Here is a 10,287-nt window from a genome sequence, read left to right on the forward strand (position 1 = left end):
TTTGCTGTCGAGGACGACCAGTTCGAACGGATGGGCGCCGTCGGCGAGCTTTACGCCGCCCTGCGCATTCACCTGCTCGACGCCGAAGCGCAGATTGCGCTCGACCGCCGCGCCCGCGTTCGCGAACGGCCCCGACATGCCCTCGATCAGCGCGAGCCGGATCGGCGCACCGGCGGCCTTCGTCGCGTTCGCGGTCGAATTGGCGCCCGGGTTCGCCGCCGTCTGGGCCGCCGCATAAGCCGCCGCGGCCATCGAAATCGCCGCCAGCGCCGCTGCCGCCCGCCGTTGCCACATCGCCATCGTCATTGCCCCGCCTGAATCGTCGAAGCGCGGATCATAGGACGTACCGGGCGGAATAAGCAAGCCGGCATAGCCGTTACCGTACCAGGCGCACGGCTTGCGCGAAGCGCAGATCTTTGCCACAGCGCGTGTCAAAATGATGCGTCTCGATGATAAAAACCGCTACTCAAACACCATCGGAGGAATCCATGTTGAACCGTCATCACGCCACAGCGGCCCCGGGCGCAGCGCCGGCCGCCGGACGTCTGCGCCGCGCGGCGCTCGTCTGCCTGAGCGCGTTGACGCTCGCGGGTTGCGCGCAGCCCTGGCAGCAGTATCAACAGGGAGCGGATGAATCGACCATCGTCGCGCGTCTCGGGCCGCCGCGCGAAGTCTACGACCTGCCGAACGGCGGCAGACGCCTCATGTGGCCAACTCAGCCGATGGGCGAAACGACCACCGCCGCCGACATCGACGCGGCCGGCAAGATCGTGAACGTGCGCCAGGTGCTGCAACCCAACGAGTTCTATCGGGCCGAAATCGGCAAATGGACCAAAAGCGACGTACTGGTGAATTTCGGCCGCCCGGTCGAAACCGCGTATTTCCCGATGATGAAGCGCGAAGTCTGGACGTATCGCTACCTCGAAGACAACGTCTGGTACATGATGTACAGCTTCTATTTCGACGAACAGGGCATCGTGCGGCTCACGCAGAAAACGCCCGACCCGTTGCACGATCCGGGCCGCCGCTCGCTGTTCTGAGCGCTTGCGCGAACGCACTGCGCCTCTGTTTCATTGGGTGTGCGCAAAGCGCTCGCCACAAAACAAAGCCCCGTGCCTGCATAGGCATGGGGCTTTTTCGATTCAGACAACCGCTCGCGCGCCCACCTCAGCGGTGCGCTGCGGCCACCTTACTCCGAGCGCTGCGGATTCAGCTTGCCGGAATTCGAATACAGCTTGTTGAGCGCCGAGATATACGCTTTCGCGGAAGCGGCGACGATATCAGGATCGGTGCCCACGCCGTTGACGATCCGTCCGCTCTTCGACAGGCGCACGGTCACCTCACCCTGTGCCTGGGTGCCGGTCGTGATCGCGTTGACCGAGTACAGCAGCAGTTCCGAGCCGCTGCCCACTTCCGTTTCGATCGCGTTGAGCGTGGCATCGACCGGGCCGTTGCCACGCGCCTCGCCGGTGATCTCCTTGCCTTCCACCGAGAACACGACCTTCGCGTGCGGCTGCTCGCCGGTTTCCGAATGCTGCGACAGCGCCACGAACTTGTAGTGCTCCTTCTGCTGCGCTTCGGCCGATTCTTCCGTGACGATCGCGATGATGTCCTCATCGAAGATTTCGGCCTTGCGGTCGGCCAGTTCCTTGAAGCGCGCGAACGCGGTGTTCAACTCCGCTTCGCTGTCGAGCGCGATACCGAGTTCCTGCAAGCGCTGCTTGAACGCATTGCGGCCCGACAGCTTGCCGAGCACGATCTTGTTCGCGCTCCAGCCCACGTCTTCGGCGCGCATGATTTCATAGGTGTCGCGCGCTTTCAGCACGCCGTCCTGATGAATGCCGGACGCATGCGCGAACGCGTTGGCGCCGACCACCGCCTTGTTCGGCTGCACGACGAAACCGGTGATCTGCGACACCAGCTTCGAGGCCGGCACGATCTGCGTCGTGTCGAGGCCGAGTTCGAGGCCGAAGTAATCCTTGCGGGTCTTCACCGCCATCACGATTTCTTCGAGCGATGTATTACCCGCGCGCTCGCCGAGACCGTTGATCGTGCATTCGACCTGGCGCGCCCCGCCGATCTGCACACCGGCCAGCGAGTTCGCCACCGCCATGCCGAGGTCGTTATGGCAATGCACCGAGAACACCGCCTTGTGCGAGTTCGGAATGCGTTCGCGCAGCGTCTTCACCAGCTGACCGTACAGTTCCGGCACGCCGTAGCCGACCGTGTCCGCGATATTGATGGTGGTCGCGCCTTCGGCGATCACCGCTTCGAGTACACGGCACAGGAAGTCCATGTCCGAGCGGCTGCCGTCTTCCGGCGAGAACTCGACGTCGTCCGTGAACTTGCGCGCAAAACGCACCGCCAGCTTCGCCTGCTCGAATACCTGGTCGGGCGTCATGCGCAGCTTCTTTTCCATGTGCAGCGGCGACGTCGCGATGAACGTATGGATGCGGAAATGATCGGCCGGCTTGAGGGCGTCGGCAGCGCGCTGGATGTCCTTGTCGTTCGCACGGGCGAGCGAGCAGATCGTGCTGTCCTTGATCAGCCCCGCGATCGTCTGGATCGAATCGAAATCGCCGTTCGAACTTGCCGCGAAGCCGGCTTCGATCACGTCCACTTTCATCCGTTCGAGCTGTCTGGCGATGCGGATTTTCTCTTCCTTCGTCATCGACGCGCCGGGCGATTGCTCGCCGTCACGCAACGTCGTGTCGAAAATGATCAGTTTGTCGGACATGTCGGGGCTCCTCAGGAGTCGTTCAGATGGGGGGATCGGATATTGGAGTTCGGGCGTTTTGCGTGCGCTGGCGACGCTCGGCCGCAGACGCGGCACACGGAGGGTGAAACGATTGTCGACGATCAGCGGGGCAGCCGCGCCGGCACTCCCACGTGGGGACGGTGTGCCGGCTTGCCGAGGCTCGCATTGCGGCTCAAATGCGAGCCTGAACGCACGTTATCCGATGACTATAGCGGCATTCCCGTTGCCACGCAATTGGCGTCGGACCTGCCTTGAAGGCGTCGCCAAGCGGGCCTGGCAAAAGAAAAACGGCACCTCGAAGGATGCCGTTTTTTGCATGTCGCGGCCGGGTGGAAAGCGGCAGGCCGTTACCTGTCGTGCGCCACCGAGCGAGCTGGATTCGCCCTGCCCCGCAACGCCTGGTAGCCCCAGAACACATAGCCGGACAGACCATACAGCACGAACAGGCCGAACAGCATCAGCGGCGGATCGGACGACACCAGCACGAACGCGACCACGACCAGCAGGATCACGCCGAACGGCACGCGATGCCGCACGTCGAGCGCCTTGCCGCTATAGAAAGGCGCATTCGACACCATCGTCACGCCGGCGTAGATGGTCAGCACGAACGCGACCCACGGCAGCCAGACCAGCTTCAGCGGCACGCGGTTGTCGGTGGCGAGCCACACGAAACCGGCAATCAGCGCCGCCGCAGCCGGGCTCGGCATGCCCTGAAAGAAACGCTTGTCAACTACGCCGATGTTCGTATTGAAGCGCGCAAGCCGCAACGCCGCGCCCGAACAGTAGACGAACGCCGCGAGCCAGCCCCAGCGGCCGAGGTCCTTCAGAATCCACTCGTACATGACGAGCGCGGGCGCGACACCGAACGACACCATGTCCGACAGGCTGTCGAACTGCTCACCGAATGCGCTTTGCGTATGCGTCATCCGCGCGACGCGACCGTCCATGCCGTCGAGCACCATCGCCACGAAGATCGCGATGGCCGCGATTTCGAAGCGCACGTTCATTGCCTGCACGACGGCAAAGAAGCCGCAGAACAGCGCCGCCGTCGTGAACGCGTTCGGCAACAGATAAATGCCGCGCTTTCGCAGGAACTGCTGACGCTGCGCGCGCCGGCTCTCGACGGCCGGCGACTCCGCCACCATCGGCTTGTTGCGGCGGAACGGACGCGGTAGCGGTCCGCCGCTATTACGGGGTCGACGCGGTTTGAATGCGGCCATTCGAAAACCTCCTGTGTGCCGCTTTAGAGTTCAGCGAGGATCGTGGACGATGCGGACACCTTCTCGCCGATCGACACACGCGGACGGCTGCCCACCGGCAGATATACGTCAACGCGCGAGCCAAACCGGATGAATCCGTAACGCTGGCCACGGGTAAGCGGCTCACCTGCCCTGACGTAGCAAAGAATACGCCGCGCGATCAAACCGGCAATCTGCACCGACGTCACCGTCTGGCCGCCGGCCATTTCGATCACCACCGCATTGCGCTCGTTCTCAGTCGAAGCCTTGTCCACTGCGGCATTCAGATAGGCGCCCGGGAAGTATTCGACCTTGGAGATCGCGCCATCGACCGGCGAACGCTGCGAGTGGACGTTGAAGACGTTCATGAACACGCTGATCTTCAGCGCTTCACGATTCGCGTACGGATCGTGCGCGGTTTCCACTGCGACGATGCGGCCGTCGGCCGGGCACAGCACGGCGTTTGCCTGAGTGGGAATCGGGCGGGCCGGATCGCGGAAGAACTGCACGATGAAGATCAGGATCAGCCAGAACAGCCATGCAATGCCGAACCCCGCGAAGGCATGAACCAGTAGTGCAACGACGGCCGCGATGGCGATGAACGGCCAGCCTTCTCGCGCGATGATCGGATGTGGGTAATTCATGGATGGCTTCTGTGTTTTTGTAAAACCGTAGGATAGCAAAAGCCGCCCAGGGTTCAGCACCCTTGGACGGCTTTTTGATTTGCCCGGCTGTCGCGGCACAGCATCGGCAGCACCGCGCACCGGACTCAAGCTGTCAATCGCTTAGTTCTTCGACTGGTCGACCAGCTTGTTCTTCGCGATCCACGGCATCATCGCGCGCAGCTTCGAACCGACCTGTTCGATCTGGTGCTCGGCCGTCAGACGGCGGCGCGATTGCAGCGTCGGTGCGCCGGCCTTGTTTTCGATGATGAAGCTCTTTGCGTACTCGCCCGTCTGAATGTCGGTCAGCACGGCCTTCATCGCCTTCTTCGTTTCAGCCGTCACGATACGCGGACCCGTCACGTACTCGCCGTATTCGGCGTTGTTCGAGATCGAGTAGTTCATGTTCGCGATGCCGCCTTCGTAGATCAGGTCGACGATCAGCTTCAGTTCGTGCAGGCATTCGAAGTAAGCCATTTCCGGCGCGTAGCCTGCTTCCACCAGCGTTTCGAAGCCGGCCTTGATCAGGTCGACCGTACCGCCGCACAGAACAGCCTGTTCGCCGAACAGGTCCGTTTCCGTTTCTTCGCGGAAGTTCGTTTCGATGATGCCGGCACGGCCGCCGCCGTTCGCCGCTGCGTACGACAGAGCGATGTCACGTGCTGCGCCCGACTTGTCTTGCGCGACAGCGATCAGGTGCGGCACGCCGCCACCTTGCGAGTAGGTGCCGCGAACCGTGTGGCCCGGCGCCTTCGGCGCGATCATGATCACGTCGAGGTCGGCACGCGGAATCACTTGACCGTAATGCACGTTAAAGCCGTGCGCGAATGCCAGCGCCGCGCCTTGCTTGGCGTTGGCGTGCACTTCCTTCGCGTAGACTTCGGCGATCTGCTCGTCCGGCAGCAGCATCATGACGACGTCCGCGCCCTTGACGGCTTCCGCCACTTCCTTGACTTGCAGGCCGGCGTTCTCAGCCTTGCTCCACGATGCGCCGCCCTTGCGCAGACCGACCGTGATGTTCACGCCGCTTTCCTTCAGGTTCAGCGCGTGCGCATGGCCTTGCGAGCCATAGCCGATGATGGTGACTTGCTTGCCCTTGATCAGGGAGAGGTCGGCGTCCTTGTCGTAGAAAACTTTCATGTCGGTTCCTTGGCTAAATTCGATGAATCAGTGAAATGCAAATACTGCGAATAGTGTGTTGCTGGCCGGGTTCCTGATGCACTGCCCGACCTCGATCGAAACGTTTGGTCACGGCGCCCAGGCACGACACCGGGGCGCCGCGCGTCAGACCTTCAGAATGCGCTCGCCGCGCCCGATGCCCGAGCTGCCCGTACGGACCGTCTCGAGAATCGCCGTGGAATCGAGCCCTTCGATGAAAGCGTCGAGCTTGTCGCTCGCACCCGTCAGTTCGATCGTGTAGGTCTTTTCGGTGACGTCGATGATGCGGCCGCGGAAAATATCCGACATCCGCTTCATTTCCTCTCGTTCCTTGCCGACCGCTCTCACCTTGATCAACATCAGCTCGCGCTCGATGTGGGCGCCCTCGGTAAGGTCGACCACTTTCACCACCTCGATCAGGCGGTTCAGATGCTTCGTGATCTGTTCGATCACGTCGTCCGAGCCAATGGAGACGATGGTCATGCGCGACAGCGAACGGTCTTCGGTCGGAGCCACCGTCAAGGTTTCAATGTTGTAGCCGCGTGCCGAGAACAGACCCACCACGCGTGACAACGCGCCCGGTTCGTTTTCCAGCAGGACGGAAATGATGTGTCTCATGATTCGCTTCTTCCAGATGTTTGTCGATGTCTGCGAGCCGCCTCACCCCCCTTCGTCCGCGTTCGCCCTTCGTGAAGGCGCGCGTGACGAAGCCGGCGTCAGAACGGTCGTTATAGATCTTCCGAGCCCATGAGCATCTCGGTGATGCCCTTGCCGGCCTGGACCATCGGCCAGACGTTTTCGGTCGGATCGGTCTGGAAATCGAGAAACACCGTGCGATCTTTGAGGCGCAGCGCTTCCTTCAACGCCGGCTCGACGTCGGCCGTGCGTTCGATACGCATGCCGACGTGGCCGTACGCTTCGGCGAGCTTCACGAAGTCCGGCAGCGCATCCATGTACGAATGCGAATAGCGCTTGCTGTATTCGATCTGCTGCCACTGGCGCACCATGCCCAGATAGCGGTTGTTCAGCGAAATGATCTTCACCGGGGTGTCGTACTGCTTGCAGGTCGACAGCTCCTGGATACACATCTGGATCGAGCCTTCGCCCGTGATGCAGAGCACGTCGTCGTCCGGGTGCGCCATCTTCACGCCCATCGCCGCCGGCAGGCCGAAGCCCATCGTGCCGAGGCCACCGGAGTTGATCCACCGGCGCGGCTTGTTGAACTTGTAGAACTGCGCGGCCCACATCTGGTGCTGGCCGACGTCGGAGCACACGAAGGCATTGCCGTCGGTCAACTCCCACGCCTTTTCCACCACGTACTGAGGCTTGATGATGTCGCTCTTGCGGTCGAACTTCAGGCAGTCTTTCGCGCGCCAGGCTTCGATGTCCTTCCACCATTCGGCCAGTGCCGCGGTGTCCGGGCCATGCTCGGCCGTCTGCAACTGCTCGATCAATTCTTTCAGCACTTCCTTCACGTCGCCGACGATCGGAATGTCGACCTTGACGCGCTTGGAAATGGAAGAAGGATCGATGTCGATATGGATGATCTTGCGCGGACGCGACGCGAAGTGCGCCGGGTCGCCGATCACGCGGTCGTCAAAGCGCGCGCCGATCGCGATCAGCACGTCGCAGTGCTGCATCGCCATGTTGGCTTCGTACGTGCCGTGCATGCCGAGCATGCCGAGGAATTTTTTGTCGCTCGCGCGGTAGCCGCCCAGACCCATCAGCGTGTTGGTGATCGGGTAACCGAGCAGGTCGGCGAACTGGTTCAGTTCGCGCGATGCGTCCGCGAGAATGATGCCGCCGCCGGTGTAGATGTACGGACGCCTGGCCGACAGCAACAGCGAGACTGCCTTGCGGATCTGGCCGGAGTGGCCCTTGGTCACCGGGTTATACGAGCGCAGCGAAACGCTCTTCACGGGTTCGTACTGGCAAGGCGCTTTCGATACGTCTTTCGGAATGTCGATCAGCACCGGGCCGGGGCGGCCAGTACGGGCAATATAGAAAGCTTTCTTGACGGTGGCCGCGAGATCGCGCACGTCCTTCACGAGGAAGTTGTGCTTCACGCAAGGACGCGTGATGCCGACCGTGTCGCATTCCTGGAACGCATCCTGGCCGATCGCGGCAGTCGGCACCTGGCCGCTGATCACCACCATCGGAATCGAGTCCATGTAGGCGGTGGCGATGCCGGTCACCGCATTGGTGACGCCGGGGCCGGAGGTCACGAGGCACACACCGACCTTGCCGGTGGAACGCGCATACGCGTCGGCGGCGTGGACCGCGGCCTGCTCGTGGCGTACGAGGACGTGCTGGAATTTGTCCTGCTTGTACAGCTCGTCGTAAATGTAGAGTACCGAGCCGCCGGGATAGCCCCAGATGAACTCGACGTCTTCGTCGGCCAGTGCCTTCATGAGCACGGTGCCGCCAATAGAGTCAGCTTCCTGATGGGGAGTCGTATCCGACGTGGAGAATTCCGCGCTGGGCATATTCATTTATTCACCTTTCGAATTTTCGGCAAAAAATTGATCGGGTGCTCTCTGCCGGGCTTATGGCTCGGGTTCAAGCGGCGCGTCCAGTTGACAGGTGAGCTTCTTGGGCCACACCTCAATTGAGACAAGTCACTTATGTTGCGAACCAGCGAAGATATCTGCTGACGCGCATGCGGTCAAGCAAATATTGCCCTGGCGCCCTGTCCCCACACTCCAGGATTGACCGCCATCGCCCAAAAGTCCTGTTATGTAGACGCAAGGTTGACCACGTTTCGCCCCGGCCCGCGCAAAAGTTTGTTAGCATCCGCGAGCTTTGCGACATTTTTCGACCGATTACGCGCACGCTCGCTGCGCCGACCCCCAAACGGATGGCATCAGACAAGGAACTCGCCGATTTTCTGGCGGGCGTCGAAAGGCGCGCATTCAAGCAGACGGTCTACGCCGTGCGGGACGACGACGCCTCGCTCGATATCGTGCAGGACGCGATGATCAAGCTCGCCGAAAAATACGGCGACCGTCCGGCCGCCGAGTTGCCGCTCCTGTTTCAGCGTATTCTGCAGAATGCGATGCACGACTATTTCCGTCGTGCGAAAGTACGCAATACGTGGGTTAGCCTGTTCTCGTCGCTCGGCAATGCCGACGACGACGAATTCGATCCGCTGGAAACCTTCGAGGCCCAGCAAGGCTCGGCCGGGGCCGAGAGCAACGAGCGGAAACTCGAACGCGAGCAGATCCTGCAGTCGATCGACGACGAGATCCAAAAATTGCCGGCACGTCAACGGGAGGCGTTTCTCATGCGTTATTGGGAAGATATGGATGTCGCCGAGACTGCCGCCGCGATGGGCTGTTCCGAAGGCAGTGTGAAGACACACTGTTCGCGGGCCACCCACACGCTGGCGCAAGCGCTCAAGGCCAAAGGAATCACCCTATGAGCTCCCTCGAAACCAAAGAACTCGAGTTCGCGCGCCAGGTGCGCCGCGCGCTCGACGAAAACGCCGCCAGCATTGCTCCCGCCACCGTCGATCGACTCGCTGCGGCGCGCCGTGCCGCGCTCGCCCGCAAGAAGCCCGAAGCCGTCAGCGCGCCGGTGCTGGTGCCCGCTTTCGCCGGCATGCCGTCCGGTCTGCCGCAAGTCGAATTCCCGCAGCGCCGCCGTTCGCCGCTGCGCCGCTTCGCGCTCGCGTGGCCGCTCGCCGCGCTGGTCGTGAGCCTCGTCGGCATTGCCTACTGGGAAGACCAGCAGCGCACCGCCGAACTCGCCGATATCGATGCCGCCATGCTGAGCGACGACCTGCCGCTCAATGCCTATCTCGACCACGGTTTCAACGCGTACCTTTCACGCGCCCACCACTGAGCGGGAGATTTTTCGGGTGAGTTACAAGCGCGGCCTGGCCGTTGTTTTCGGATGTGCGATCGCGGCCCTGGTGTCGTTTGCCGCGACGTATCCGCGCTTTTACCCGAGCCCGTCGCCCATCAGCGGGCACTCGGCCGGCGGCAACGCCACGGCCAGGACGCCCGCTCCCACCCTCGCCGTCGAATTGCCGAGCCTGCCGGGCAGCAATAGCCCGATGGCGTGGTCGCGCCTCACCTCGGCCGAACATCTCGCGCTCGCGCCATTCGAAGCCCAGTGGGATTCGTTCAGCGACGAACGCAAACGCAAGTGGATCAAGATCGCGTCGCGCTATCCCAAGATGTCGCCCGAGGCGCAAAAGCGCCTGCATGAGCGCATGAGCGAATGGGTGCGCATGACGCCCGACCAGCGGCGCGTCGCACGCGAAAACTATCAGGTGTCGAAGGAATTGCCGCGCGAGGCTCGTCAGAACGCGTGGAAGGCCTATCAGCAGTTGCCCGAAGAACAGAAGCAGCGGCTGGCCGCGAGCGAGCGCAAACGGCGGCCGAGCGTCGTCAGCGCGCCGCCGTCGGCGCGCAACGAAATCAAGGGTCTCGACAGGATCGTCAATGCACGCGAGCACGGCGCGAGT

Annotated in this window: 10 protein-coding genes and 1 pseudogene; 4 read left to right on the forward strand and 7 right to left on the reverse strand. The window is 62.3% G+C overall.

Annotated features, from left to right (window positions below):
• A pseudogene (locus CIC12_RS33265) lies at window positions 1-306 on the reverse strand (branched-chain amino acid ABC transporter substrate-binding protein); the annotation flags it as partial.
• A 182-nt stretch (window positions 307-488) separates the two neighbouring features.
• Here CIC12_RS33265 and CIC12_RS20620 point away from each other — a divergent pair.
• Window positions 489-1,040 (forward strand): hypothetical protein, encoded by a 552-nt coding sequence (locus tag CIC12_RS20620; RefSeq protein ID WP_168666456.1) that lies wholly within the window; start codon window positions 489-491, stop codon window positions 1,038-1,040.
• A 149-nt stretch (window positions 1,041-1,189) separates the two neighbouring features.
• Here the strand turns inward: CIC12_RS20620 and CIC12_RS20625 are convergent, their stop codons facing one another.
• From CIC12_RS20625 to CIC12_RS20650, 6 genes are all read right to left on the reverse strand, one after another.
• Window positions 1,190-2,737, reverse strand: a complete 1,548-nt coding sequence (locus tag CIC12_RS20625; RefSeq protein WP_168666458.1) for a 2-isopropylmalate synthase — start codon at window positions 2,735-2,737, stop codon at window positions 1,190-1,192.
• A gap of 368 nt (window positions 2,738-3,105) precedes the next feature.
• Window positions 3,106-3,978 (reverse strand): CDP-diacylglycerol--serine O-phosphatidyltransferase, encoded by an 873-nt coding sequence (gene pssA / locus CIC12_RS20630; protein ID WP_121317047.1) that lies wholly within the window; start codon window positions 3,976-3,978, stop codon window positions 3,106-3,108.
• 23 nt (window positions 3,979-4,001) lie between these two features.
• Entirely contained in the window at window positions 4,002-4,640 is a 639-nt protein-coding gene (locus CIC12_RS20635) for a phosphatidylserine decarboxylase (protein WP_042327503.1), read from the reverse strand.
• Window positions 4,641-4,781: 141 nt separating this feature from the next.
• Window positions 4,782-5,798: a ketol-acid reductoisomerase gene (gene ilvC / locus CIC12_RS20640; RefSeq protein ID WP_006048219.1), complete on the reverse strand. Its 1,017-nt coding sequence runs from the start codon at window positions 5,796-5,798 to the stop codon at window positions 4,782-4,784.
• Window positions 5,799-5,942: 144 nt separating this feature from the next.
• Entirely contained in the window at window positions 5,943-6,434 is a 492-nt protein-coding gene (gene ilvN / locus CIC12_RS20645; protein ID WP_025602412.1) for an acetolactate synthase small subunit, read from the reverse strand.
• Between the two features lie 110 nt (window positions 6,435-6,544).
• Entirely contained in the window at window positions 6,545-8,308 is a 1,764-nt protein-coding gene (locus CIC12_RS20650) for an acetolactate synthase 3 catalytic subunit (RefSeq protein ID WP_168666460.1), read from the reverse strand.
• Window positions 8,309-8,673: 365 nt separating this feature from the next.
• On the opposite strand from CIC12_RS20650, the gene CIC12_RS20655 reads away from it, so the two are divergent.
• The 3 genes from CIC12_RS20655 to CIC12_RS20665 form a co-directional block, all read left to right on the forward strand.
• Window positions 8,674-9,237 (forward strand): RNA polymerase sigma factor, encoded by a 564-nt coding sequence (locus CIC12_RS20655; protein WP_168666468.1) that lies wholly within the window; start codon window positions 8,674-8,676, stop codon window positions 9,235-9,237.
• The gene (locus CIC12_RS20660; protein ID WP_168666462.1) at window positions 9,234-9,659 is read left to right on the forward strand and encodes a DUF3619 family protein; all 426 of its coding nucleotides are present in this window, start codon (window positions 9,234-9,236) and stop codon (window positions 9,657-9,659) included. Before CIC12_RS20655 ends, CIC12_RS20660 begins: the two co-directional genes overlap by 4 nt.
• A 16-nt stretch (window positions 9,660-9,675) precedes the next feature.
• Window positions 9,676-10,287 (forward strand): DUF3106 domain-containing protein (locus CIC12_RS20665; protein ID WP_168666464.1); only part of this gene is annotated, 612 nt, incomplete at its 3' end.

Source organism: Paraburkholderia sp. SG-MS1, from assembly GCF_012275575.1.
Taxonomy (GTDB): Bacteria; Pseudomonadota; Gammaproteobacteria; order Burkholderiales; family Burkholderiaceae; genus Paraburkholderia.